Consider the following 25,399-nt stretch of genomic DNA (forward strand, 5'->3'; position numbering starts at 1 on the left):
AGGTCTCGATCATGTTCACCCCCGGCCACCTGCACCGCGACAACAACGACCGCCCCGAGCATATGCGCCTGCTGCCGCCCTTCTCGGTGGACTTCTACTACGAAGTCCGCAAGGACCCGCAGCAAGGGCCGATGCTGCATATGCGCCTGGTCGGCGACGTCGACGGCAGGCACTTCGAGGAAGAGTTCGAGTTGCACCGCGACGTCGCCTTCAACTTCGCCAGCGTAGCGACCCGCATCGCAGCCCGCCATGGCCTGCACCCCAATGCCAGCCCGGTGATGCGCGGCCACGACGAGTACGACAAGGTGTTCGCCGACATCCGCAGCAAACTCAACGTCCAGCCGGGCGAACCGGTGAACCTCGACCACATCCTATGACGTAGCCCGGATGAAATCCGGGGCTCTCGCTCATTTCCCGGATTGCATCCGGGCTACGCGCTGAAACAGCCATTTATCGTCACTCCCGCGAAGGCGGGAGCCCAGATGATTCGTAGGTTCTGGATGCCCGCCTGCGCGGGCATGACGTTTTTTCAGATGCGATCGTTCAATTTAAGTAACCGCCTGGACGCTCGACCAGCGCGCCCCCGCGACACCCTACTCGCTCTCAGGCCTGCATGGTCCAGCCATGTACGCCCATCGCTGCCTGACGCCCTGCCTCCGAACGGGTCGGGTGCGGATGACAGGTCAGCGCGATGTCCTCGGCCGAGGCGGAGAACTCCATGGCCACGCAGTACTCGCCGATCAGTTCGCCCACGCTCGGGCCAATCATGTGCACGCCGAGAATCTGGTCGGTATTGGCGTCAGCGAGGATCTTCACGAAGCCTTCGGTCTCGTGATTGATCTTCGCCCGACTGTTGGCGGTGAAAGGGAACTTGCCGACCTTGTAGGCGCGCCCCTCGGCCTTTAGCTCCTCCTCACCCTTGCCGACACTGGCCACTTCCGGGCGGGTGTAGATCACCCCGGGGATTACCCCGTAGTTGACCTCCGCCGCATGTCCGGCGATGCGCTCGATACAGGCCACCGCCTCATCTTCGGCCTTGTGCGCCAACATAGGCCCGGAGGTGACATCACCGATCACCCACACGCCCGGTACGCCGCTCTGGTGTTTTTCATTGCCGAGCATGCCGCGCTTGTCGGTGTTCAGGCCGACGCTCTCCAGCCCGAGACCTTTGGTGTAAGGGCGTCGACCGATGGCCACGAGTACGTAATCGGCTTCCAGGGTCTCGCTCGCGCCGCCTGCTGCCGGCTCCAGCGTCAGGGTCACGCCGGACTTGCCCGTCTTGGCACCGGTGACCTTGGTGCCGAGCTTGAAGCTCATGCCTTGCTTGCTCAGGGTGCGCTGCAGGGTCTTGGCCGTCTCGCCGTCAAGACCGGGACAGATGCGGTCGAGGTATTCCACCACCGTGACCTGGCTGCCCAGGCGGCGCCACACCGAGCCCAGCTCCAGACCGATCACCCCGGCACCGATCACCACCAGGTGCTTGGGCACCTCGGGCAGCGACAGCGCGCCGGTGGAGTCGAGGATGCGCACGTTGTCGATCTCCACACCCGGCAAAGGTGTTGGCTCCGAGCCTGTGGCGATGACGATGTTCTTCGTTTCCAGCAGGCACTCGCCGCCTTCGCTCAGTTTCACCTGCACCCGTCCGGGGCCGTCGATACGCCCCCAGCCCTTGACCCACTCCACCTTGTTCTTGCGAAACAGAAACTCCACGCCCTTGGTCAGCGCTTCGACGCTATCGGACTTCTGCTTCATCATCTGCGCCAGGTTGAGCGTCGGCGTGACCTCCACCCCTAGGGCACTCAACTCACCACCGGCGGCAGCCTCGTAGAGTTCGGATGCATGCAGCAAGGCCTTGGACGGCATGCAGCCGACGTTCAGGCAGGTACCACCGAGCGTTTCGCGCCCCTCCACGCAGGCTACCTTCAGACCCAGTTGCCCGGCGCGAATAGCCGCGTTGTAGCCGCCGGGGCCGGCGCCGATGATGACCACGTCATAGCTGCTCATAGCTTTGTCCTCGAATCAGGGAAGTTTGCCAGCCACCGCAGCCGTGACGGCCGGGCGCACGCGCAAGAGGTGGAAGAACAGAAACGCCAACACGGCGAATAGCGCATTCAAGGCAACCATAGGCCAGGCCGAGCCATCCTGCAGGGCACCGAGCAGCAGGCCGGCCAGAGTAGCGCCCGCCATCTGCGAGAAGCCCATCAGCCCCGCAGCCAACCCGGCACGCTGCGGATTTGGAATCACCGCACCGGCCACCGCTGCCGGCAGCAGCATGCCACCGCCCAGCGTCACCAATACCTGCGGCAGCGACAGTCCCAGCAGCGACAGGCCGAACAGCAGATAGATCGCCAGGGTCAGCAACGACCCAAGCAGCACCAGCGCGACGCCGATGCCCACTACCTTCTGCGGCCCCAGGCGCTGTACGTTGCGCAGGGTGAACAGCGCGCCGCCAAGCAGACCGGAAACGATCAGGGCGAAGGTCAGCCCGTATTGCGCGGCGCTAAGCCCCAGCAGGCCGATGTACACCGACGAAGACCCCGCCACCACCACGAACATCGCGCCATAGGTGCAGGCGATGGTCAGCGCCAAAGCGCGGCAACTGGGCCACACCTGCAGGTAGCTGGCCAGCAGGCCTTTGAGCCGGCCAGCCTGGGGATCGCGCTGCAGATGGCTCTCACGATAACGGGTAAGCACCGCCAGCAAGGCCAGGCTGCCAAGTACAAGGGTCGCCAACAGCGGCGCGCGCCAACCACCGAACTGGGTCAGCAGGCCACCGACCACCGGCGACAGGACGATGGCCGCGAACATGCCCAGCACCGTCAGCGCCAGGGCCGGCCCTGCCTGTTCCTGCCACACGTCACGGACTATGGCTCGCGCCAGCACCAGCGCCGCACAGGCGCCCAGCCCCTGCAGCACACGCATGCCGATCAGCACGTCGATGTTCGGCGCCAGCAGCATGCCCAGGGTCGCCAGCAGATAAAGGCTCAGCCCGGCAAGTAGCACCGGACGGCGCCCCAACCGATCCGATAGCGGCCCGAGCAGCAGCTGGCCAAGGCCAAAGGCGCCGACGAACAGCGACAGCGCCAACAGACTGCTACCAGGCTCGGCCGCCAGCCCGCGCTCCAGCTCGCCAAGGGCGGGAATCAGCAACTGCGTGGAGGTTTCCCCCAGTGCGGTGAGCAGCATCAGGATGATCAACAAAACAGGGGAAGGCTGCATGGCGAAACTCCGATCGACAGCGACTGGCGGCTATTTATATTTTGACCATAATATGAAACATTGAATGTCGTCCATCATATTTGTCTGGAGCCAGCATGACCGCCTTATCCCGAGACGCCCGCCTCGCCACCTGGATTGCCGAGGAACAGGCCATTCGCAACCAGCTCGCCGCTCCCGGCACCCTCAGCCTGGCGGAAGTGGCCGCCATGACGCCGATGGATTTCTTCGACGGTATCGGCCGTGGCGACCTGCCCTCGCCACCGATCAACGCGGTGCTCGACTTCACCCCGGTGCAATGGGCCAGCGGCCTGTTCGTCTTCCAGGGCACGCCCGATCAGCGCCACTACAACCCGCTGGGCAGCGTGCATGGCGGCTACATCGCCACACTCCTCGATTCCTGCATGGGCTGCGCCGTGCATACCCTGCTCAAGACAGGCCAGGGTTACACCACTGCGGACCTGCGAGTGAGCTACATCCGCGCGCTGCGCAGCGAAGTCGGTCCGGTACGCGCCGAAGGCCGCATCATCCACGTCGGCCGCTCCACCGCGCTGGCCGAAGGCCGCCTGTACGACGTCGACGAGCGCCTCTACGCCGTCGCCTCCACCACCTGCCTGATTCTCGACATGAACGCGCCGCGCCAGAACAGCGACGCAAGTGTAAGATGACAGCCAGCATCTGATAGACGAGAAAGCCCATGCGCTATTCGGAAGACCACAAGGCCAAGACCCACCAACGCATCATCGAAGAGGCAGCCCTGCGCTTTCGCCGCGATGGTGTCGGCGCCACCGGCCTGCAGCCGCTGATGAAGGCACTGGGCCTGACCCATGGCGGTTTCTATGCCCACTTCAAGTCCAAGGACGATCTGGTGGAAAATGCTCTGCGCCATGCTGTGGAGGAACTTTCCCGCAGCACCGAGGCGCTGGCCAAGGATGCCGAGGCACCGCTGCCACGCTTTATCGCCAGCTACCTGTCCAGCGCGCATCGCGCCAACCCCGGCAGTGGTTGCCCACTGCCAACCATGTCCGCCGAGTTGGGCCAGCGTGGCGAGGCCAGCGAAACCACTGACGCCCTGGTGCGCGACCGTCTGGCCCTGATCGAGAACAACCTCGGTGGTGATGATGCCGCCGAGCAGAGCGTGCTGTTGCTCTCGACCATGGTCGGCGCCCTGCTGCTATCGCGTAGCGTCAAGGACCCGGAGCTGTCCGACCGCCTGCTGAAGACGACCCGTCGCCTGTTGATCGAACAAACGCAGGGCCAATAGCAGACAGGCAAGCGGTGCGCACGGCGCCCCCTACCGCCCGCTCGAACCATCTGATATCACTTGTAACGCGCAGCCGCCTGGTCGCGCGACAGGTTCGGCCCAAGCGCCGCGCGGGCAGCGACGAAGGCGTCCCAGTCGGCTGCATCCGGTAGCGAGGGTATGGTCACCAGTTCGCCCTGATCGAAGCCGGCCAGCGCCGCATCGACCATCTCGCCCACTTCCATGATCATCGACGGCGGCAGCGCAGAGGCATCGGTACCGCTGCGCTCCCAGATCTCGGTGCGCGTCACGCCCGGCATGACCGCCTGCACCTGCACGCCCGAACCACGCAACTCACCTGCCAGGGTCTGGGTCAGGCTCAGCACATAGGCCTTGGTCGCGCTGTACACCGCATTGAACATCTCCGGTGCCAGCGCCACCACCGAACCAAGATTGATGATGCCGCCACGCCCCGCCGTGGAGAAATTGGCCGCAGCCGCGGCAGCCAAACGCGTCAGCGCCACGACGTTGAGCTGGATCATGGTCTCGGCCTGGTCCAGGTCCGCAGCAGCCAGCGGACCGTTCATTGCGACACCGGCGTTGTTGATCAGCAAAGCGATGCTCGAGTCCTCGCGCAAACGCTTTTCCACCTTGAGCACATCAGCCTTGCTGGTGAGATCCGCCGGCATCACCTCGACTGCAACGCCGTACTCGGCGCCCAGGCGCTTGGCCAGCGCATCGAGGCGCTGGGCATCGCGCGCCACCAGCAGCAAGTCATGACCACGTCGGGCCAGGCGTTCGGCATAGGTGGCGCCGATGCCGGACGAGGCACCAGTGACCAGAGCGGTTCCGAGGGTGGATTGGGCATTCATGGCAAGTCTCCTGGGTGGCGTGATGAGTGAGAGGAGATCCTCTCACCGATGAGATTATGATCATAATTTAAATATTGAATTACGGTCATAATCAAAATAATCAAGCACATCTGTGAAAAAGCATCGCCGCAACCGCCAAACGGTTGCGCACCAAGTTATGGCCGTTTTTGTCCTTATGGTCAGAAAACGGTGCAGCACATGTACCTGAGTGAGCCTGAAAAATTCTCACATCCAATTGATTTACAACGGATATGAGCAATAAAGAGAATTGGCGCCGTTTTTGCTCTAACAGCACCAGCCTGACCAGGCGGACAGGTTTAAGAATGCCGGGAGTGTTTTAAACGTCGATCTGCGACGGCCCGAAGGCTGTCCGCCTTGGATGGCAGGCCACAAAAAATCGCCGGGAGCGATTTTTGACGTCGGCTACGCCGACGGCCCGCGAGGGATAGCAAGCCACAAAAACCATAACGACACGTCTTAACCACCAGGAGCTTCCATGAATCGCACTCTCTCTTCGCTGGCGCTCGCCGGCGGTCTGCTGGCAGGCGGTCAGGCCGTCGCCGGCGATCTGCTGCAGTGGCAGAACAACAGCCTGACCTACCTCTATGGCCAGGACTTCAAGATCGACCCGGAGATTCAGCAGACCGTCACCTTCGAGCACGCCAGCGGCTGGAGCTTTGGGGACCTGTTCCTGTTCGTCGACGTGATCAAGTACAACACCGACGCCACCAATGGCGCCGGTGACGGCCATACCTTCTACGGCGAATTCAGCCCGCGCTTCTCGCTGGGCAAGCTCACCGGCACCGATTTCTCCTTCGGCCCGATCAAGGACGTGCTGATCTCCACCACCTACGAGTTCGGTGAAGACGACGTCGACTCCTACCTGATCGGTCCGGCGATCGACCTCGATATCCCCGGTTTCGACTACTTCCAGCTCAACACCTACCTGCGCACCACCGACGGTAGCCGCGCCGGCAGCAACGTCTGGCAGATCACCCCGGTGTGGAGCTACACCATTGCGGTGGGCGACTCGGACATTCTCATCGATGGTTTCATGGACTGGGTGGTGGACAACGACAGCAATCGCCGCGGCGACTACCACGCCAACCTGCACTTCAACCCGCAGATCAAGTACGACCTGGGCAAGGCGCTGAAGTGGGGCGAGAAGCAGCTGTACGTGGGTATCGAGTACGACTACTGGAAGAACAAGTACGGCATCAAGGACGGCGGTTTCGTCAGCGAAAATTTCGTGGGTTCGACCGACCAGAACACCGCCAGCCTGTTGGTCAAGGCGCACTTCTGAGACACGCCATCAAGCTTGAATGGCCAAGGTCGCAGCAACTTGCGACCTTCTGCCAATGCCCTTGACCGGCCTGACGTGTTTAGCTGCCCGGCATCACCAGACCTTCACCCAAGGATGGACGATGCCACCGCGTATCCTGCTGCTTACCTGCCTCGCCATGCTGGCCTTCGCCGGCAACTCGCTGCTGTGCCGTCTGGCGCTGCGTGAAACGGAAATCGACGCGGCCAGTTTCACGGCTATCCGCCTGCTCTCCGGCGCCCTGACGCTGTGGCTGCTGCTCAAGCTGAGGCAAACCGGGCAACCCATCGCCGGCAATTGGCCTGGTGCGCTGGCGCTGTTCACCTATGCGGCGGCCTTCTCCTTTGCTTACCTGCAACTGGATACCGGCGTCGGCGCCCTGCTGCTGTTCGGCGCCGTGCAGTTGAGCATGCTGCTCTGGGGCTTGCTACGTGGTGAGCGTCTGGGGCTGGGCGCCAGCCTCGGTACGGCGCTGGCCACGGCCGGCCTGCTGGCGTTGCTGCTACCCGGCGCCACTGCGCCCCCTTTGTTGGCTGCACTGCTGATGCTGCTGGCCGGCGTTGCCTGGGGCGCGTACTCGCTGCTCGGTCGCGGCCAGGGGGATCCGCTGGCGGTGACCACCGGTAACTTCCTGCGCGCAGCACCGCTTGCCGTTTTGTTGCCGTTGGCATTGCTGCCGCAACTGAACTGGGATGGGCCTGGCCTGTTCTACGCTGTGCTGTCCGGCGCCCTGACCTCCGGCGTCGGTTACGCCATCTGGTACAGCGCCCTGCCCGGCCTGCGCGCCAGCCAGGCCGCCACGGTGCAATTGAGTGTGCCGATTCTCGCCGCGCTCGGCGGCAGCCTGTTGCTGAGCGAAGCGCTGTCGCTGCGCCTGACATTTAGCGCCGTTGCCGTGCTCAGCGGTATCGCGCTGGTACTGGGCAGCCGGCAACGTGCCGGGAGCTAACGGCGCGTGCAGTGGTCTTCTATCCTGAACCCATCATGTCCAGGGAAGATCACCATGCACCCTCTGCTTCGTCTTTGTCTCGTTGCCCTGCTTGCAGCAGGCCTGAGCGCCTGCGCCAGCCTGGGCAATCGTGACCCGCTGCGGGTCGATCTGGTCGGCCTCGAACCCCTGCCCGGTCAGGGCCTGGAGGTGCGTTTCGCGGTCAAGCTACGGGTGCAGAACCCCAATGACAGCGCGGTGAGTTTCAACGGCATGGCACTGGATCTGGACGTGAACGGCCAGCCGCTGGCCAGTGGTGTCAGCGACCAGAGCGGCAGCGTGCCGCGTTTCGGCGAGACGGTATTGAGCGTGCCGGTGAGTATTTCAGCGTTTTCGGTGATGCGTCAGGCCTGGGGCGTGGCCGGTTATCAACCTGGCCAGGAAGTGCCCTACATGCTGCGTGGCAAGCTCGCCGACGGCCTGTTCGGCACCCGCCGCTTCAGCGACAGCGGTATCCTGAACTGGCCGCAACCGCCAAGCTCCTACTGAAGCAGGAGCCGGCGATTACAGGGCGATCAGGCCGCCTGGCGGCTGTTGCGCGAAGCAACTCGGCGGTGACAGGCCTCACCGAAGGCCTGGAAGATCTTTACCGAATCCGGGTTCTTCGCCGCCTGCCATTCCGGGTGCCACTGCACCGCGAACAGGAAAGGCGACAGGCTCGGCGCGTGGATCGCCTCGATCAGGCCATCCTCGGCGGTAGCCAGCACTTCCAGTCCCTTGCCCAGGTTGCGAATGGCCTGGCCGTGCAGGGAGTTGACCTGAATCTCGTCCTTGCCCATCAGCTCGGCGAACCAGCTGCCAGCCACCGGACGCACGCTATGGCTGGCTGCGTACTGCACCTCGACCGGATCATCGGGGTTTTCGCGATGGTCGTTGAAGCCAGGCTCGGCGTAGACCTTCTGGTAGATGTCGCCGCCCAGCGCCACGTTGATTTCCTGCATGCCACGGCAGATGCCGAAGATCGGCAGACCGCGAGCGATGGCGGCACGAACCAGCGGCAGATCGAACAGGTCGCGGTCGCGGTCCTGGCCCTTGTTCGGCGTTTCGTTCTCCTGTCCATAGAGCGCCGGGTCGATGTTGCTGCCGGCACCGGTCAGGTAAACACCATCGGCCATGTCCAGATACTGCTCGAGATCCTCGATGCCGCAGCAGGTGGGAACCAGCACCGGCATGCAACCGGAGAACTCGACCAGAGGCTGGATGTATTTGTGAGTCATTACTTGATAGTCGTGGCCCTTGCGCTCTTGAGCGCCCATGGACATCAACACGACGGGCTTGCGGAGATTGTTCTTGCTGGGAGTACTGCGGATCTTGTTGTCGGACATACGTCACCTTGGGACAGGCCGGGCCTATCGTTGCTGTGCAAGCCGATGCCAAGCAGAAGGCTCTGCTTGTCACCCATGGCCTGTTTGGCTAACTCCGTGCACCGAGACTCATCCTGAGCCAAAGTGTCGCCTTCCGACGGCGGCTCGAACCGGGTCAACTCCATCCGGAGAGGAGGCTGCAGCGATGCTGCCCGTTACCCGGTTCGGCAACGGAATCTGCATCCAGTCTGCCCGAGCCGTAAAATATGTCAAACAAATCCACTCGAAATTTTCCAGCAAGCCATTTATCACACATCGACGAAATGCCCTTCAAAAGGCGCCTACAGGTAATTCCGGCAAATAACCTGCCGCCAATAAGTCCAATATTTTAAACACCCGTCTCTCAAGACTCCACGTCCTAGAGCGGCGCCCGTGAACAAAACCCTATATAATCTGCGGTTTCTCACCTGCACCGAGGACACCCCTTGACCGCTCTGCCGCCCTGCCCCAAATGCAACTCCGAATACACCTACGAAGACGGCGACCAACTGGTCTGCCCCGAGTGCGCCCATGAGTGGAAAGCCGGCGAGAAGGCCGACGGCGGCGATGACGCGCGGGTGATCAAGGATTCGGTCGGCAACTTGCTGCAGGACGGCGACACCATCACCGTGATCAAGGACCTCAAGGTCAAGGGCTCGTCGCTGGTGGTCAAGGTCGGCACCAAGGTGAAGAACATTCGCCTGGTTGACGGCGATCACGACATCGACTGCAAGATCGATGGCATAGGCGCGATGAAGCTCAAGTCCGAGTTCGTGCGCAAGGTCTGATTCACACCCGTCCCTCGCAGAAATTGACTAGCCTGAAGACAGGCCGGTCATGAGGAACGCCACCATGCGCTATCTGCTGCTCGCTCTTCTGGCTCTGACCCATTCGCTGGCAGCACAGCCCTGGCGGGTAGTGGGCGACGAACAGTTCGCCCCCTACAGTTTCGTCACCGCCGAGGACGACACGCCGCGCGGGCTCGACGTCGAACTGGTCGACGCGGTACTGCGCGAAGCGCAGGTACCCTATGAAATCCGTCTTTACCCATGGGAACGCGTCAAGCGCATGCTCGACCGCGGGGAAGTACAGATGGCCTTCCAGTTCGCCGGCACGCCGCAACGTCAGCAGCAATACGAGCTGGTCGGTCCGCTGCGCAGTGGTTCGACCGTGTTCATGACTACCGCCAAGACCGCGATCAGCGACTGGCAGACGCTGGATGACCTTTCACCCTACGTGATCGGCCAGGTTCGCGGCTATGCCTATGAAGAGGATTTCGACCGCGCCGACCTGGCCCGAGACACCAGCGCGCAGAACCCACGGCAACTGGTGTCGATGCTGCTGGCCGGACGCATCGACATCATCGTCGGCGACCATACCCAGTTGCTCTATTTCATCCGTGAGCAGCGCGCTCTGGAGCAGGTGCGCGTGCTACCTCGCCCGCTGATCCAGATGCCGCGTTTTGTCGCCTTCGCCAAAGGCGATACCGAACGCGCCCGGCAGTTTTCCGAGGCGCTGGTGCGCCTGCGCAAGTCCGGCAAGCTGGACGAAATTCAGCAACGCTGGAATCAGTGACACCGCTACTGCACCGGCAGGAAATTCAGCAGGAACAGGCTCTGTGCATAATTGGCCCCCATGCGCCGGTAGCGCTCTTCCAGCACATGGGTGAGCAGATCGAGACGCGCCACCATCTTGCCGAACTCCACCGCATAGCTGAGGTTGTTGCCCTGTTCGGAGAACTCGTTGGATAGCAGCAGCAGCCGGCCCGTGGCATCACGGCGCTGCGAGAGCATCCAGCCGGCCTTTTCCAGATTGCGTGCGGCGTTATGGATGAATTGCGCGTTGAAGCTGTCGGTCAGGTAGAACTCGGTACGGCCACCGTGAGCCGTCACCAGCATGCTGCCGATGGCATAGGTGAAGGCCGCTACGCGATCGCCCTGGAATCCCGAGCTAAGTGAGTAATCCAGCGCCGCGACATCACGCCGACCGCCCAATGTCGGCCAATCCTGATTGTGTTCGATGGCGTACTGGATGGCGCGTTCGGCAGCGGCGGCGTCAGGCAGGGAATTCTTGCGCCACTCGCGCGGGTTACGTTGATACAGCTTGTTCATCAGCCGATACAGGCTGTTGAGGTTGTTACGCATGGCCAGGGTTGCCATGCGATCGACGTCGGTCTGCAGCACCTCGGCAGGCTTGATCGGGCTACGCGTGTGAACGATGGATTCGTTATCCAGACGGCCGCTGCAGCCGCTCAACAGCAACAGCGCAGCCAGCACCGGCAGCACTGACCGTTGCCAACATATTGAGCTGTCGAATGGCCTGCCCTGTGCAGCAGACGCTGGCCTCGCTCCCATACAGAGGTTCCCTGGCTGGCACGCGCCCCAGTGGCGCACGCAACACTCAGAACCTGAGTAAAGCGTAAAAATTCCATACTGCCTGTGCCCTGGCGCATAAACCGTGCCGAACAATGCTCGGCACGGCAGAAAAATGCGTCCGCTCAGGCTGGATTGGCGGCCCATTGCTCCAACCGTGTCACGCTCTCGCGATAGGGCTTGAGGCTCTTGGACAGCAGGATGATCGACATCAGAACCGCCAGGGTGGTGACGATCAGCAGCGAGTAGCGCAGCGCGCTGTCGTCGGCGAAGACGAAGTCGGTCACCAGCGCCACGGCGGTCGGACCAACACCCAGGCCAATCAGGGTGATGACGAACAGATAGATGGCCGAAGCCTGGCCGCGCATCGAGTTGGGCATGATCTCCTGAATCGCCGCTGGCGCCACACCGAACGGCATGCTCAGGCAGAACACCGCTGGCGCCAGCAGCAGGCTGGCCAAGAAGGCGGTCTCCATCACCGGGAACAGCACCACCATCGGCAGAGCGCCCAGTGCGGCGTAGAGACCGACACGCATGTTGGCGTCGCTGCGCCCGCGCTTGGCCATCCAGTCTGCCAGGCGCCCGCCGAAGACGATGCCCAGGCAACCAAACACCGCGACGATGCTGCCGTAGACGATGCCAACCTGGCCGGCGTCCCAGCCATAAGTACGGATGTAGAAAGTCGGTATCCAGGCTGCACTGCCGTAACCGGCAAAAGCCAGCCCGGCGAAACCGAAGTTGTGCAGCAGCACGGTACGACGATTGGCGCGAATGTAGCGCCCCACTTCGCTCAGCGGCACCGCGACACCCGCACCGGCACCGCGCCGGACAGGCTCCTTGATGGCCAGCATCAACAGGGTGAAAAACACACCCGCCACACCGAGAATCAGGAAAATCAACTGCCAGGGACGCACTTCGCCCAGCACCGGCAGGGTCACATCGCCCTGTGCCGAGGCGAACTGAATGACCAGGCCGCCGACCAGAAAGGCCAGGCCTGAGCCGAGGTAGACGCCCATGGAATAGACGCTGATGGCCGTGGCACGACGCTCTGCAGGAAAGCTGTCGGCAATCAGCGAATAAGCAGCCGGCGACAGCGCCGCTTCGCCCACACCCACACCGATGCGGCACAACAGGAACTGCCAGTACAGCTTGGCCATGCCGCAGGCGGCGGTAGCGGCGCTCCAGAACAGAATGCCGACGGCGATCAGCCCGCGCCGGCTGCGGGTATCGGCCACACGCCCCAGGGGGATGCCGCACACGGTGTAGAACAGGGCGAACGAGAGGCCCATCAGCAGGCTCATCTGCGTATCGTTGATCGCCAGATCGCGGCGGATGGGCTCGACCAGCAGATTGAGGATCTGCCGATCGACGAAGGACAGGACGTACGCCACCATCAGGATGGCAACAGTAGCCCAGGCTCGGGCACTGGAGGGATAGCCGTTATTGTTGTTATGCACGGACGCTCTCCTCGGCACCGCAGAACGCGACGCGCGACGGTTGAAAGAAGCGTCAGCTTAGGACGATATAAACGGTGGTGAGTATCGCTCGAAGGTGTTATCAGGCCGGCGAATGCTTCATACCCGCAAGGGCGAATGGCTCGGTAGCGAAACTCGATAGTCGCTCAGAGCGTACTTCCCGTCAGTTAAGCGAATCTGTAGGAGCCGGCTTGCCGGCGATGCTTTTTGAGCGGATCGCCAGCAAGCCGGCTCCTACGGCTCAGTCTCTGACCGGCATTGGCTGCAGCGCCTGTTTACCTGAGCAGGCATTCAGATCATCAGCGGCGCCCGCTCGCACAGCACCTTCAGCGCCGCTGCCCAGTCAGGATGATCATTCAGGCACGGCACCAGTTGCAGGCTCTCGCCACCGGCCTCGACGAACTGCTCGCGGCCACGGTCACCTATCTCCTCCAGGGTCTCGATGCAGTCGGCAACGAAGGCGGGACACATCACCAGCAGCTTCTTCACGCCCTTCGCCGCCAGCTCGTCAAGACGAGCCTCGGTATAGGGCTCGATCCATTTGGCACGGCCCAGACGCGACTGGAAGCTCACCGACCATTGCTCAGGACGCAGGCCCATGCGCTGAGCGAACAGCTCCGCACTGCGCAGGCATTGCGCGCGGTAACAGTTGGCGAGCACCTCGGGCGAAGCGCTGCGGCAGCAATCTTGGCCTTTCAGGCAATGACCGCTGGGATCGAGCTTGTGCAGGTGGCGCTCCGGCAGGCCGTGAAAGCTCAGCAGCAGGTGATCGAAATCCTGTTCCAGATAGGGTTTGGCACTGGCCACCAGGGCGTCGAGGTATTCCGGCTGATCGTAGAACGGCGGCAGAGTGGACAGACGCATGTCCAGACCGCACTCGCGCACCACCCGCTTGACCTCTTCGATCACCGTGGTGGTGGTGCTGTCGGCGAACTGCGGATACAGCGGCGCCAGGGTCACCTCACGAATGCCCTGCGCGGCCAGACGCTGCAGGGTCGACTCGATGGACGGCTCACCGTAACGCATCGCCAACTCCACAGGGCCCTGAGTCCACTGCGCCCTCATCGCTTCCTGCAGACGGCGGCTGATGACCACCAGGGGCGAACCTTCGTCCCACCAGATCGAGGCGTAGGCGTGCGCCGATGCGGCAGGGCGTTTGATCAGAATCAGCGACACCAGCAAACGACGCAGCGGCCACGGCAGGTCGATCACGTAGGGGTCCATCAGGAACTGATTGAGGTAACGGCGGACATCGGCTACTTCGGTGGACGCGGGCGAACCCAGGTTAACCAGCAACAATGCGTGATCGGTCATGCGAAATCCTAGCAGGCTGTTGAAAAACGTTAGCGAGGCAGCCAGTGCAAGGCAAAGACAGGCGAGGAAGCGGAGTTTACGTGTTGTAAATGAGCATTCCGAGCCTGTTTTTAACGCTGCAATGGCAACGCAGGTAGTTTTACAACTGCCTGCGGTCATTGATGGCCCAGCAAATCCGCCAGGGCCACATCCAGATGGGTAAAACGAAAACTGAAACCCGCCTCCAGCAGCCGCGTCGGCACGGCACGCTGGCCGCCGAGCAGCAACTCGGACATTTCGCCGAGTGCAGCACGAAGGACGAAGGCCGGCGCCGGGAAAATGGTCGGGCGGCTCAGAGCCTGGCCCAGCGCCTTGCTGAACTCGGCATTGCGTACGGGTAATGGCGCGCAGGCATTATAAGGACCGCGAGCGTCGCCCTGCTGCAAGAGAAAATCGATCAGGTCGATTTGGTCGGCGATATGAATCCAGGGCATCCACTGTCGACCATCGCCGATGCGGCCGCCGAGGCCGAGCTTGAACGGCAGCAGCAGGCGTTTGAGCATGCCACCCTCAGGGCTCAGCACCAGGCCGGTGCGCAGCAGCACCACGCGAACCCCCAGATCCTCGGCGCGTTGTGCAGTTTCTTCCCAGGCCCCACACAGCTGCGCGGCAAAATCATCGGTGACCTGCGGCGTATCTTCACTGAGCTCACGTTCACCGCCGTTGCCGTACCAACCCACTGCCGAGCCCGACAGCAGCACTGCAGGACGCTGCTGGCGCCGTTGCAGCCAGGTCAGCAACTGCTCGGTCAGACCGATACGGCTCGCCCACAGCAGCGCCTTGCGCTTGCTGCTCCAGGGGCGGTCGGCAATGGGTGCGCCGGCCAGGTTGATCACCGCATCCAGCGGTTCTTCGCCCAGCTCCTCGAGCCGGGCAATGCCGCGTACATCGGCCCCACAGAGATGGGCGACCTTGCTCGGCTCACGACTCCATACCGTCAGGCGGTGGCCCTGCTCGGCCCAGTGTGCACAGAGCGCGCGTCCGATCAGACCGGTACCGCCGGTCAGCAGGATATGCATGGCATCGTCCTCGCATGGCAATGGAAGAAACTTCACCTTTAGTCTGGTTCATGACGCGCATACGTGCCGCGTTTGTCCTAAACCTAAAGCAAGGGAGCGCCGCTTTCGGCGACAGCTGTACATGAAAACACTCTTGTATAGCTTTTGTCCAAGCCTTAGCCTGTAAAGCATTCAGCGCTGACGAGGTAACCATGAACGCACCCATCGCCATCATCGGCACCGGCATCGCAGGGCTATCCGCTGCCCAGGCCCTGCACGCCGCTGGCCGGGACATCGAACTGTTCGACAAGAGCCGTGGCAGTGGCGGGCGCATGGCAAGCAAGCGCAGCGACGCCGGCAGCCTGGATCTTGGCGCGCAATATTTCACCGCACGTGACCGCCGCTTCGTCGAGGTGGTGCAGCAATGGCAGGCCCGCGGCTGGGTCGCGGAATGGCAGCCGAGCCTGTACAACGCTCAGGACGGCCAGCTCAGTGCCTCGCCGGATGAGCAAGTGCGCTGGGTCGGCTGCCCGCGCATGAGCGCGATCACCCGCGCCATGCTCGGAGCACTGCCGGTCAAATTCAGCTGCCGCATTACCGAAGTATTCCGTGGCGACCGCTACTGGAGCCTGCAGGATGCCGAAGGCAACAGCCACGGCCCTTACAGCCACGTCATCGTTGCCACCCCCGCCCCACAAGCCAGCGCCCTGCTGGCGGCCGCACCGAAATTGGCTGGCGCCGCAGCGAGCGTGATCATGGACCCGACCTGGGCGGTCGCACTGGGTTTCGACAGCCCCCTGGACACTCGCGTCGAGGGCTGCTTCGTGCAGGACAGTCCGCTCGACTGGCTGGCGCGCAACCCGAGCAAACCTGGCCGCGACAACCATCTCGACACCTGGGTGCTGCACGCCAGCAGCGCCTGGAGCCGGCAGAATCTCGATCTGCCCAAGGAAGCGGTGATCGAGCAGTTGCACGGCGCCTTCGCCGAGCTGATCGGCTGCGCCGTGCCGCCACCGAGCTTCACCCTCGCCCATCGCTGGCTGTATGCACGCCCGGCACAGGCGCATCAGTGGGGGGCGCTGGCCGATGCCGATCTGGGCCTGTATGCCTGTGGCGACTGGTGCCTGTCGGGGCGGGTCGAAGGTGCCTGGCTCAGCGGCCAGGATGCTGCGCGTCGTCTGCTCGAGCACTTGCAATGAGCCAGCCCAGCAACAGGCCTGACAAACGTCGCCTCAACCCGCGCAAACTGCTGCTGTCGAAATGGACAGCCGCGCAGCCGCAGAACCGCGAGCGGCATTTCCTGGTGACCGAGCTGATCCGCGACGAGCAAGACAACATCCTCGGCGTCGAGCTTCAGGCGGTCCTCACGCAACGCAGCCAGCAACTCGACTGGCGCCAGCTGCAAGACAGCGAACGCTGGCTGCAAGGCTGGCGCTGACCCTCCCGCGATAGCTGGCGGCGGCCCCTCGACTGACGCCGCCTGCCCGCACAGCAAAACCAATACCAAACCTATACAAAGTATTTGACTTGTATAACCGCGCACCTATGATAGACACAAGTTGTACATGGATCACTTCATGTACAAGGTCTAACGAGGTCAGGTTATGCAAGCGAGCAAAGCCAAACTAGGTATCAGCGCCTGCCTGCTGGGCGCCGAAGTCCGCTACAACGGTGGCCACAAACTGTCGCGCCTATGCAGCCGCAGCCTGACCGAACACTTCGATTTCATCCCGGTCTGCCCCGAAGTCGGCATCGGCATGTCGATTCCTCGGGAGCCGATTCGCCTGGTCGGCGACCCACAAGCGCCGCGCGCGGTCGGCACCGTCGACCGCTCGCGCGACGTCACCGATGCCCTGGCCGCCTACGGCGAACGCATGGCCACAGAGCTGCAGGGCATCAGCGGCTACATCTTCATGCAGCAGTCACCGTCCTGCGGCCTGGAACGGGTCAAGGTGTATCAGGAAGGCGGACGCCCGAGCGAGCCGGGGCGCGGCATCTTCGCTGCGGCCTTCTGCGCGCGGCATCCGGATCTGCCGGTGGAAGAAGACGGCCGCCTCAATGATCCGGTGCTGCGCGAGAACTTCATCACCCGCGTCTATGCCCACGCCGAATGGCAGCGTCTGTTGCAGCAAGGCCTGACGCGTCGCGCCCTGATCGCCTTCCAATCGCGCTACAAGTACCTGCTGATGGCGACCGACCCGGTGCGCTACAAGACGCTCGGACGCATGCTCGGCGACCTGAGCCAGCACGATCTGGGCGAGCTGGCGCCGCGCTATTTCAGCGAGCTGATGAGCGCGCTGAAGAAATGCGCCACCCGTGGCACCCACAGCAACGTGCTGCAGCACCTGAGCGGCTACCTCAAACGCACCCTGAGCCCTGAGGACAAGCAGGAGATGCAGCAACTGATCGGTCAATACCGCGAGGGCATCGTGCCGCTGGTGGTACCGCTGACGCTGCTCAAGCACCACTTCCGCCGTCACCCGGATCGCTATATCGCCGGGCAGGCGTACCTGCAGCCGCACCCCGAGCCACTCAGCCTGCGCAACGCGTTGTGATGCCATGACCAGCGAAACCATCGCCGAAGAAGAAACCGGCCACGACTACCGCCAGGCGCTCGACGAGGGCTACCTGCCAATCCGCGAGGTGGCACGCAGCACCGGTATCAACGCCGTGACCCTGCGCGCCTGGGAACGCCGCTACGGCCTGATCGTGCCCTACCGCACGCCCAAGGGGCACCGTCTCTATTCACCGGCCAACCTCGTACGCATCAACGCCATTCTCGCCTGGCTGGCTCGCGGCGTTGCCGTCGGCCAGGTCAAGGCACTGCTCGACCATGAGCAGGTGCCGCAAGCAACCCAGACCGACAACTGGTCACGGCAACGCAACGAGCTGCTTGGTTGCATCGTCCAGTTCAACGAGCGACGTCTGGATGATCGCTTCAACTCGGCCCTGGCGCTCTACCCGACCAGCACCCTGGTCGAGCAACTGCTGTGGCCGCTGCTTGGTGATCTGCGTCAGCGCTGGCAAGGCCAGTTCGGCGCACGTGCCGAGCAGGTGTTCTTCCTCTCCTGGCTACGCAGCAAGCTGGCCACTCGCATCTATCACTGCAATCGCCAGGTCGGCGGCGCGCCACTGTTGCTGATCAACCTCGGTGAGGCGCCAATGGAGCCGGGCCTGTGGCTGTGCGCCTGGCTGGCCAGTGCCAGCGATTGCCCGGTGGAGGTCTTCGATTGGCCGCTACCATCCAATGAATTGCTGACGGCGCTGGAGCACATCGCCCCGCGCGCCGTGCTGCTGTACGCCGAAGAAGCGCTGGACGGCGCCCTGGTGCGCCGCCAGTTACCCCGCCTGGCCGAACAATGCCCGGTGCCACTGCTGCTAGCTGGCCCCGCCGCCCACATTCACCGCGACTCGCTGACCAGCCTGGAGTCGGCCAGCGACCCGCTCGCCGCGCACGCCTGGCTGTTCCGTAACGGTTTGCTCGGCGCCCAAGAGGTCACCCCATGCAGCAACTGATGTGGTTTCGCAGCGACCTGCGCACCCAGGACAACACCGCCCTGAGCCGCGCCATGAGCAGCGGCGCGACCATCGCCCTGTATCTCGTCACGCCCGGCCAGTGGCAGCGCCATGACGATGCTGCGAGCAAGGTGGACTTCTGGCTGCGCAACCTGGCCGAGCTGAGCAAAGCCCTGGCAGCGCTCAATGTGCCGCTGCTGGTGCGTCACTGCCATGACTGGAGCGAGGCGCCGGTGCAGGTCGCCGAGATCTGTCATGAACACGACATCAGCGCCGTGCACGTCAACGAGGAGTACGGCATCAACGAGAGCCTGCGCGATCAACAGGTCTGCGCCTACCTCGGCCAGCAGGCCATCGCCTGGCACAGCCACCTCGATCAACTGTTCTTCAAACCTGGCAGCGTACTGACCCGCTCCGGCGGCTACTTTCAGGTCTACAGCCAGTTTCGCAAGGTGTGCTACGAGCGCCTGCACACCGCCCTGCCGGCATTGGTCTCAGCACCGAAGGCACAAACGCCGCTGGCCATCAGCAGTGACGCCATTCCCGAAACCGTAGAGGGTTTCGCCATCCCCAGCGACAGCCTGCGCCTGCTCTGGCCCGCCGGAGAAGAGGCTGCGCTGCAGCGCCTGGCGCGCTTTAGCGACGAGCAAGTCATCTACTACAAGGACGAACGCGACTTCCCCGCCAAGCCTGGCACCAGCCAGTTGTCGGCCTACCTCGCCGCCGGGGTCGTATCGCCGCGCCAATGCCTGCATGCCGCGCTCGCGGCCAATCAGGGCGAGTTCGACAGTGGCAACCCAGGCATCGTCACCTGGATCAACGAGCTGCTCTGGCGCGAGTTCTACAAGCACACACTGGTTGGCTACCCTCGGGTATCTCGCCACCGTGCCTTCCGCCTGGAAACCGAGGCGGTGCCATGGCGCCACGCCCCGGAAGAGCTGACCGCCTGGCAAGAGGGCCGCACCGGCCTGCCGATCATTGATGCGGCCATGCGCCAACTGCTGGAAACCGGCTGGATGCACAACCGCCTGCGCATGATCGTCGCCATGTTCCTGACCAAGAACCTGCTGATCGACTGGCGCGAGGGCGAGCGCTTCTTCATGCGTCACCTGATCGATGGCGACCTGGCGGCGAACAACGGCGGCTGGCAGTGGAGTGCATCCACCGGCACCGATGCGGCGCCCTACTTCCGAATTTTCAACCCGATCAGCCAGTCGCAGAAGTTCGATCCCGATGGCCAGTTCATTCGCCAGTGGGTGCCAGAACTGGCCGGGCTGAACAAGCGCGATATTCATGATCCATCCGCTCTGGGCGGCCTGTTCGCACCCGCCGGTTACCCGCGCCCGATCGTCGATCTGTCGCGCTCGCGCGAGCGCGCGCTGGCGGCGTTCAAGAACCTTTCTGCGCGGGAGGTTCCAGCATGAGTGCATTCCTTCATGACTTCGCCGAGCGCTTCGCCGCGCTGAACAAGGACAACCTAGATCTGCTCGGCGAGCTGTACAGCGACGATGTGCTGTTTCGCGACCCGCTGCATGAGGTGCACGGCCTGACAGCGGTACGCCGCTATTTCGCCGAGCTGTACGCCAACGTGCAGGCACTGCATTTCGAATTTCACGGTTTCGATCAGGTTGCCGAAGGCGAAGGCTACCTGCGCTGGACCATGCGCTACCGCCATCCGTGCCTGCGGGGCGGTGCCGAAATTGCAGTCGAAGGCTGCTCACACCTGCTCTGGCGCGACCGTGTTTATCAACACCGCGATTATTTCGATGCCGGTGCGTTGCTCTACGAACACCTGCCACTGCTCGGTAGCGTGATCGCCTGGTTGAAACGGAGACTGGCATGAGACGTATCTGGCTCACTGGCGCCAGCAGCGGTATCGGTGCCGCACTGGCCGAAGAACTGCTCAAGGCCGGCCATCAACTGGCACTGAGCGCGCGTAGCAGTGGCCCATTACAGGACTTCGCAGCGCGCTATGGCGATCAGGTGCTGGTCGCCCCGGGTGACCTGACCGACGCCGAGCAGGTACACGCCATCGGTGAACGCATCGCTCAACAGTGGGGCGCGCTGGATTGCGTGATCCTCAACGCCGGCACCTGCGAATACGTCGACGTGCGCCAGTTCGAGGCGGCAATGATCGAACGTGTGGTCAGCGCCAACCTGTTTTCCGCCAGCTACTGCATCGAAGCAGCCTTGCCCCTGCTGCGCCAGGGCGAGCGCCCACACCTGGTCGGCGTTGGCAGCTCGGTGACCTTCATGCCGCTGCCGCGCGCCGAAGCCTATGGCGCCTCCAAGGCCGCCATGCGTTACCTGATGCAGACACTGCGTATCGACCTGGCCAGCGAAGGCATCGACGTCACCCTGGTCAGCCCAGGTTTCGTCGACACCCCACTGACGCAGAAGAACGACTTCCCGATGCCCATGCGCTGGCCGGTCGAGCGCGCCGCCCGGCATATCGCCGCGCGCCTGGACAAGCGCCCACATGAGATCGCCTTTCCCACTCCCTTCATCGCCGTACTGAAACTGCTCGGCAGCCTGCCCAGCAGCCTGCAACTGGCCATAGGTCGCCGCATGGCGCGCAACGAGGACAACGCATGAAAATCGCCATCGTCGGCAGCGGCATCGCCGGCCTGACCTGTGCCTACCTGCTCAACCGCCAGCACGACATTCAGGTGTTCGAAGCCAGCGACTGGATCGGTGGCCACACCCACACCGTCGACGTGCAGGTGGAGGGGCGAAGCTACGCCATCGATACCGGTTTCATCGTCTTCAACGACTGGACCTATCCCAATTTCATCCGCCTGCTGGAGCAGATCGGCGTCGGCTTCAAGCCCACCGAAATGAGTTTCTCGGTCAGCGACCCGACCACCGGCGTGGAGTACAACGGCCACGACCTCAACACCCTGTTCGCCCAGCGCAGCAACCTGCTGTCGCCGGCGTTCTGGGGCATGCTGCGTGACATCCTGCGCTTCAATCGACAGTCGCTGGACGACCTGGCCAACAACCGCATCAGCGCCGACATCACGCTCGGCCAGTACCTCGACAGCCACGGCTATGGCCGCCGTTTCATTGAGCATTACATCGTGCCGATGGGCTCGGCCATCTGGTCGATGTCGCTGGCCGACATGCTCGGTTTCCCGCTGCAGTTCTTCGTGCGCTTCTGCAAGAACCATGGCCTGCTCTCGGTCAGCGACCGGCCGACCTGGCAGGTGATCGAAGGCGGCTCGCGCAGCTACGTGGCGCCGTTGACCGCCAGCTTCGCCGAGCGCATTCGCCTCAACTGCCCGGTCAGCCGCGTCATGCGCGATGAAGACGGCGTCACCCTGCACAGTGCGGCTGGCGCCGAGCGCTTCGACAAGGTGATCTTCGCCTGTCACAGCGATCAGGCCTTGGCCCTGCTCGATCAGGCCAGCGAGAAGGAACGTGAAATTCTCGGTGCCCTGCCCTACGCCAACAACGACGTGGTGCTGCATACCGACACGCGCCTGCTGCCCAAGCGCAAGCTGGCCTGGGCCAGCTGGAACTATCGCCTGGGAGGGCCCTGCGGGTCGCTTCAGAGCGTAGCGAGCGAAGGTCAGGCAAGGCGAAATCCGGCGAGGGAGCGCAGTTTACTCGGCGTAAATGAGCATCCCGAGCCGGATTTAAACGCAGCATGGCCGAGCGCAGTAGCTCTGCAGCGATCCGCCGATCAGATGGCGGCCGTGACCTACAACATGAACATCCTGCAGGGCATCGACAGCGATACCACCTTCTGCGTCAGCCTCAACCAGACGGCCGCCATCGACCCGAGCAAGATCCTCGCACGCTTCCAGTACGCCCACCCGCAGTACAGCCTGGCCGGTACCGCAGCCCAGGCGCGCTGGGAAGAGCTGCTCGGCGGCCAGCACACCTACTACTGCGGCGCCTACTGGGCCAACGGTTTTCATGAAGATGGCGTGGTCAGTGCGCTGCGTGTAGCGCGCGCCTTCGGAGAAACCCTCTGATGCACAGCGCCCTGTACAGCGGCTGGGTGCTGCATCGCCGCTTCGCCCCGCGCGCCCATGCCTTTCGTTATCGCATGGGTCTGCTGTACCTCGACCTGAGCGAACAGGCGCAACTGTTCACCCTCTCGAAGCTGGCCGGTTCCGGCCGCTGGGCGCCCTTCGCCTTCCGCGAGAGCGACTACCTGCCCGAGTTCACCCGCCAGGGTGTGGCGCTGCAGGAGGCCGTGCGCGATCGCGTGGAGCAGGCACTGGGCACGCGCCCGCAAGGTCGCATCTGCGTACTGACCCAGCCGCGCAGCTGGGGCCTGGCCTTCAACCCGGTGAGCATCTTCTACTGCCATGATGCTGACCAGCAGCTGATGGCGATTCTCTGTGAAGTCAGCAATACGCCGTGGCGTGAGCGTTATCACTACGTGCTGCCGGCAGAGGGCGAAGGCCGCCACCAGGTCAGCGTGGACAAGGCCTTTCACGTCTCGCCCTTCCTGCCACGCGAGCTGCAATACCGCATGAGTTTCAGCGCGGTCGGTGAACGCCTGGGCGTGCACATGGCCGACTGGCAGGGCGAAACCAAGATGTTCGACGCCAGCCTCAGCCTCCACCGCCAGGCCCTCGACCGCGCCAGCCTGCACCGCTATCTGCTCAGTTTCCCCTGGATGACCGGCAAGACCCTTGTCGCCATTTACTGGCAGGCGATGCGCCTGCTGTTCAAGCGCATCCCGATTTTCGACCACAAGCCCGCGGAAGGCAGCTTCCGTGTCGCCCGCCCGCAAGTGAAGGACATGCACCATGAAGAGCTCTAGCCTGACCTCCACCAGAAGCCTGGTACGCAGTGGCAACGGCATCGGCGCCGGCCTGTTGCGGCGTGCCGTGATACGCCAGTTGCAAAACCTGCACCACGGCCTGCTGGTCATCCACGAGGCGGGCGACAGCCTGCACTTCGGCAACCCGCAGGCCAGCCTGCGCGCCGAGATCACGGTGCATGACCCGGCAGTCTGGGGCCTGGTGGCGGGTAACGGCTCGATCGGCTCGGGTGAGGCCTATATCCACGGCTACTGGAGCACGCCGGACCTGACGGCGGTTATCCGCATCTTCGTCGCCAACCTCGACGTGCTGGACGCGATGGAAGGCGGCCTGGCGCGCCTCGGTCGACCGTTGATCCAGGGTCTGCACTGGCTCAACCGCAACACCCGACAGGGTTCGCGTCGCAACATCGCCGCGCACTATGACCTGGGCAATGACCTGTTCGAACAATTCCTCGACCCGACCATGATGTATTCGGCAGCCATGTTCGCGAACGAGGACGACAGCCTGGAGCAGGCGCAGCTCAACAAGCTCGAACGCATCTGCCAGAAGCTTGCGCTGAAGCCTTGCGACCACTTGCTGGAGATCGGTACCGGCTGGGGCAGCATGGCCATCTATGCTGCGACCCACTACGGCTGCCGGGTGACCACCACCACTCTGTCGCGCGAGCAGCACGCGCACACCGAGCAACGCATTCGCGAGCTGGGCCTGGAGGATCGCGTCACCCTGCTACTGGAGGACTACCGCGACCTCGAGGGCCAGTACGACAAGCTGGTCTCCATCGAGATGATCGAAGCCGTCGGCCATCGCTTCCTATCCACCTACTTCGAGCAGTGCGCGCGCCTGCTCAAGCCCGACGGGCTGATGCTGCTGCAGGCCATCACCATCCGCGACCAGCGCTACGAGCAGGCCTGCAAGTCGGTGGACTTCATCCAGCGCTACATCTTTCCGGGCGGCGCCCTACCCTCGGTGCAGAAGATGCTCGACGTAGTCACCCGGCACACCGACTTCAACCTGCACCACATGGAGGATTTCGGCCTGCACTACGCGCGTACCCTGCGCCTGTGGCACGACAACCTGCGTCACGCGCGGCAGCGCCTGGAGCAGTTGGGCTACGACGATTACTTCTATCGCCTGTGGGAGTTCTACCTCTGCTATTGCGAAGGCGGCTTCCTCGAACGCACCATTGGCACCGCGCAATTGCTGCTGGCCAAACCGGCCGCACGCCCTGCGCCTCTGTTAGGAAACTTCGATGCCTAAGCTGATCGCCAATGCCCTCCTGTTCCAGCTCGGCTGGCTGGTCTGCGTCTTTGCTGGCGACAGCCCCTGGCTGCTGGTGGTGGCAGTGATCATTGGCGTGCACCTGCTGTGGGTCAGCAGCTGGGCCGCCGAAGGCAAGCTGCTGCTCAGCGTGTTTCTCGCCGGCAGTGCGCTGGACAGTTTTCTGCTCAACCTCGGCGTGTTCGATTTCGGCGAGGAGCGCCAGCTGATTCCCCTGTGGCTGGCCTTGCTCTGGCTATTGCTGGCCAGCACCCTCAATCACTGTCTGGCCTGGACCGCCCAGCCCTGGTGGCGAGCCAGCCTGCTCGGCGCGGTTTCCGCACCACTGTCCTATTACGGCGGCGCCAAAATCGCCGGCGTCGCCCTGCCGCTCGGCACCTGGCCAACCCTGGCGATCTTCGCGCTGATCTGGGCCGTGGTGCTGCCGGTGCTGCATGGCTTCGCCAAACTCTATCGCGGGCAATACGAGCAGAGCCTGCGCAACCGCCGCTCGGCCTAGCCGATCACTGCTGTAGGAGCGGCGCCCAGCCGCGAATCTGGGCGGCACGGGTTCTGCGAAAAACGGCTGGCCGGCATGCAGCAATGGCGGCACTGCGCGTAGCCCCCTGTCAGCCCAAACCCCGCGTATCCACTGCATCGC

Annotated in this window: 27 protein-coding genes; 19 read left to right on the top strand and 8 right to left on the bottom strand. The window is 63.3% G+C overall.

Going from position 1 to position 25,399, the window contains the following annotated elements; all coding sequences use genetic code 11:
- The first annotated feature begins 11 nt into the window (after nucleotides 1–11).
- Entirely contained in the window at nucleotides 12–377 is a 366-nt protein-coding gene (locus INS93_RS00260) for a DUF5064 family protein (protein WP_192979881.1), read from the top strand.
- 226 nt (nucleotides 378–603) lie between these two features.
- Here the strand turns inward: INS93_RS00260 and lpdA are convergent, their stop codons facing one another.
- On the bottom strand, nucleotides 604–2,004 hold the full coding sequence (gene lpdA / locus INS93_RS00265) for a dihydrolipoyl dehydrogenase (protein WP_192979882.1): 1,401 nt from the start codon (nucleotides 2,002–2,004) through the stop codon (nucleotides 604–606).
- 15 nt (nucleotides 2,005–2,019) lie between these two features.
- A complete protein-coding gene (locus tag INS93_RS00270) occupies nucleotides 2,020–3,219 on the bottom strand; it encodes an MFS transporter (RefSeq protein ID WP_192979883.1) in 1,200 nt (399 codons plus the stop codon).
- Nucleotides 3,220–3,314: 95 nt separating this feature from the next.
- On the opposite strand from INS93_RS00270, the gene INS93_RS00275 reads away from it, so the two are divergent.
- Nucleotides 3,315–3,884 (top strand): PaaI family thioesterase, encoded by a 570-nt coding sequence (locus INS93_RS00275; protein WP_160018476.1) that lies wholly within the window; start codon nucleotides 3,315–3,317, stop codon nucleotides 3,882–3,884.
- 29 nt (nucleotides 3,885–3,913) lie between these two features.
- Complete coding sequence (locus tag INS93_RS00280) at nucleotides 3,914–4,480, top strand: TetR/AcrR family transcriptional regulator (RefSeq protein WP_160018477.1); 567 nt, start codon at nucleotides 3,914–3,916, stop codon at nucleotides 4,478–4,480.
- 56 nt (nucleotides 4,481–4,536) lie between these two features.
- Here the strand turns inward: INS93_RS00280 and INS93_RS00285 are convergent, their stop codons facing one another.
- The gene (locus tag INS93_RS00285) at nucleotides 4,537–5,331 is read right to left on the bottom strand and encodes an SDR family NAD(P)-dependent oxidoreductase (RefSeq protein WP_192979884.1); all 795 of its coding nucleotides are present in this window, start codon (nucleotides 5,329–5,331) and stop codon (nucleotides 4,537–4,539) included.
- Nucleotides 5,332–5,827: 496 nt separating this feature from the next.
- On the opposite strand from INS93_RS00285, the gene INS93_RS00290 reads away from it, so the two are divergent.
- From INS93_RS00290 to INS93_RS00300, 3 genes are all read left to right on the top strand, one after another.
- Nucleotides 5,828–6,634 carry an outer membrane protein OmpK gene (locus INS93_RS00290; RefSeq protein ID WP_160018489.1) on the top strand — a complete coding sequence of 269 codons (807 nt, stop codon included), beginning with the start codon at nucleotides 5,828–5,830 and terminating at the stop codon, nucleotides 6,632–6,634.
- A gap of 121 nt (nucleotides 6,635–6,755) precedes the next feature.
- Nucleotides 6,756–7,601, top strand: coding sequence for an EamA family transporter (locus INS93_RS00295; RefSeq protein ID WP_192979885.1), 846 nt, complete (start codon nucleotides 6,756–6,758; stop codon nucleotides 7,599–7,601).
- Nucleotides 7,602–7,655: 54 nt separating this feature from the next.
- Nucleotides 7,656–8,129: an LEA type 2 family protein gene (locus INS93_RS00300; protein ID WP_192979886.1), complete on the top strand. Its 474-nt coding sequence runs from the start codon at nucleotides 7,656–7,658 to the stop codon at nucleotides 8,127–8,129.
- Nucleotides 8,130–8,155: 26 nt separating this feature from the next.
- Here the strand turns inward: INS93_RS00300 and INS93_RS00305 are convergent, their stop codons facing one another.
- Nucleotides 8,156–8,965, bottom strand: a complete 810-nt coding sequence (locus INS93_RS00305; protein WP_192979887.1) for a gamma-glutamyl-gamma-aminobutyrate hydrolase family protein — start codon at nucleotides 8,963–8,965, stop codon at nucleotides 8,156–8,158.
- Between the two features lie 464 nt (nucleotides 8,966–9,429).
- Here INS93_RS00305 and INS93_RS00310 point away from each other — a divergent pair, with 464 nt between their 5' ends.
- The gene (locus INS93_RS00310; RefSeq protein ID WP_192979888.1) at nucleotides 9,430–9,771 is read left to right on the top strand and encodes a zinc ribbon domain-containing protein YjdM; all 342 of its coding nucleotides are present in this window, start codon (nucleotides 9,430–9,432) and stop codon (nucleotides 9,769–9,771) included.
- 64 nt (nucleotides 9,772–9,835) lie between these two features.
- A complete protein-coding gene (locus INS93_RS00315) occupies nucleotides 9,836–10,558 on the top strand; it encodes a substrate-binding periplasmic protein (RefSeq protein ID WP_192979889.1) in 723 nt (240 codons plus the stop codon).
- A 5-nt stretch (nucleotides 10,559–10,563) separates the two neighbouring features.
- Here the strand turns inward: INS93_RS00315 and INS93_RS00320 are convergent, their stop codons facing one another.
- The 4 genes from INS93_RS00320 to INS93_RS00335 all read right to left on the bottom strand — a co-directional run bounded on the left by INS93_RS00320 (nucleotide 10,564) and on the right by INS93_RS00335 (nucleotide 15,202).
- Nucleotides 10,564–11,337 (bottom strand): hypothetical protein, encoded by a 774-nt coding sequence (locus tag INS93_RS00320; RefSeq protein WP_226945264.1) that lies wholly within the window; start codon nucleotides 11,335–11,337, stop codon nucleotides 10,564–10,566.
- Between the two features lie 143 nt (nucleotides 11,338–11,480).
- Nucleotides 11,481–12,812 (bottom strand): spinster family MFS transporter, encoded by a 1,332-nt coding sequence (locus INS93_RS00325; RefSeq protein WP_192979891.1) that lies wholly within the window; start codon nucleotides 12,810–12,812, stop codon nucleotides 11,481–11,483.
- Between the two features lie 309 nt (nucleotides 12,813–13,121).
- A complete protein-coding gene (hemH, locus tag INS93_RS00330) occupies nucleotides 13,122–14,144 on the bottom strand; it encodes a ferrochelatase (RefSeq protein WP_192979892.1) in 1,023 nt (340 codons plus the stop codon).
- A gap of 155 nt (nucleotides 14,145–14,299) precedes the next feature.
- Nucleotides 14,300–15,202: a TIGR01777 family oxidoreductase gene (locus INS93_RS00335; RefSeq protein WP_192979893.1), complete on the bottom strand. Its 903-nt coding sequence runs from the start codon at nucleotides 15,200–15,202 to the stop codon at nucleotides 14,300–14,302.
- 191 nt (nucleotides 15,203–15,393) lie between these two features.
- Between INS93_RS00335 and INS93_RS00340 the strand changes: the two genes are divergently transcribed.
- The 11 genes from INS93_RS00340 (at nucleotide 15,394) to INS93_RS00395 (ending at nucleotide 25,258) form a co-directional block, all read left to right on the top strand.
- Nucleotides 15,394–16,380: an NAD(P)/FAD-dependent oxidoreductase gene (locus tag INS93_RS00340; protein ID WP_192979894.1), complete on the top strand. Its 987-nt coding sequence runs from the start codon at nucleotides 15,394–15,396 to the stop codon at nucleotides 16,378–16,380.
- Nucleotides 16,377–16,619 (top strand): TIGR02450 family Trp-rich protein, encoded by a 243-nt coding sequence (locus tag INS93_RS00345; RefSeq protein WP_160018500.1) that lies wholly within the window; start codon nucleotides 16,377–16,379, stop codon nucleotides 16,617–16,619. Before INS93_RS00340 ends, INS93_RS00345 begins: the two co-directional genes overlap by 4 nt.
- A 166-nt stretch (nucleotides 16,620–16,785) precedes the next feature.
- Complete coding sequence (locus INS93_RS00350; protein WP_192979895.1) at nucleotides 16,786–17,736, top strand: DUF523 and DUF1722 domain-containing protein; 951 nt, start codon at nucleotides 16,786–16,788, stop codon at nucleotides 17,734–17,736.
- Nucleotides 17,737–17,740: 4 nt separating this feature from the next.
- Nucleotides 17,741–18,697, top strand: coding sequence for a MerR family transcriptional regulator (locus INS93_RS00355; protein WP_160018502.1), 957 nt, complete (start codon nucleotides 17,741–17,743; stop codon nucleotides 18,695–18,697).
- A complete protein-coding gene (gene phrB, locus INS93_RS00360; protein ID WP_192979896.1) occupies nucleotides 18,685–20,121 on the top strand; it encodes a deoxyribodipyrimidine photo-lyase in 1,437 nt (478 codons plus the stop codon). Before INS93_RS00355 ends, phrB begins: the two co-directional genes overlap by 13 nt.
- The gene (locus INS93_RS00365; protein ID WP_192979897.1) at nucleotides 20,118–20,540 is read left to right on the top strand and encodes a nuclear transport factor 2 family protein; all 423 of its coding nucleotides are present in this window, start codon (nucleotides 20,118–20,120) and stop codon (nucleotides 20,538–20,540) included. The genes phrB and INS93_RS00365 overlap by 4 nt, the downstream gene beginning before the upstream one ends.
- Nucleotides 20,537–21,292, top strand: coding sequence for an SDR family NAD(P)-dependent oxidoreductase (locus tag INS93_RS00370; RefSeq protein ID WP_192979898.1), 756 nt, complete (start codon nucleotides 20,537–20,539; stop codon nucleotides 21,290–21,292). Before INS93_RS00365 ends, INS93_RS00370 begins: the two co-directional genes overlap by 4 nt.
- Nucleotides 21,289–22,677 (top strand): FAD-dependent oxidoreductase, encoded by a 1,389-nt coding sequence (locus INS93_RS00375; protein ID WP_226945265.1) that lies wholly within the window; start codon nucleotides 21,289–21,291, stop codon nucleotides 22,675–22,677. Before INS93_RS00370 ends, INS93_RS00375 begins: the two co-directional genes overlap by 4 nt.
- Complete coding sequence (locus INS93_RS00385; protein WP_160018507.1) at nucleotides 22,677–23,477, top strand: DUF1365 domain-containing protein; 801 nt, start codon at nucleotides 22,677–22,679, stop codon at nucleotides 23,475–23,477. The genes INS93_RS00375 and INS93_RS00385 overlap by 1 nt, the downstream gene beginning before the upstream one ends.
- Complete coding sequence (locus INS93_RS00390; RefSeq protein ID WP_192979899.1) at nucleotides 23,464–24,738, top strand: SAM-dependent methyltransferase; 1,275 nt, start codon at nucleotides 23,464–23,466, stop codon at nucleotides 24,736–24,738. The genes INS93_RS00385 and INS93_RS00390 overlap by 14 nt, the downstream gene beginning before the upstream one ends.
- Nucleotides 24,731–25,258 carry a DUF2878 domain-containing protein gene (locus INS93_RS00395; protein WP_192979900.1) on the top strand — a complete coding sequence of 176 codons (528 nt, stop codon included), beginning with the start codon at nucleotides 24,731–24,733 and terminating at the stop codon, nucleotides 25,256–25,258. The genes INS93_RS00390 and INS93_RS00395 overlap by 8 nt, the downstream gene beginning before the upstream one ends.
- Nucleotides 25,259–25,399 lie beyond the last annotated feature (141 nt).

Origin of the sequence: Pseudomonas sp. EggHat1, from assembly GCF_014892995.1 — a bacterium.
Classification (GTDB): Bacteria; Pseudomonadota; Gammaproteobacteria; order Pseudomonadales; family Pseudomonadaceae; genus Aquipseudomonas; species Aquipseudomonas chaetocerotis.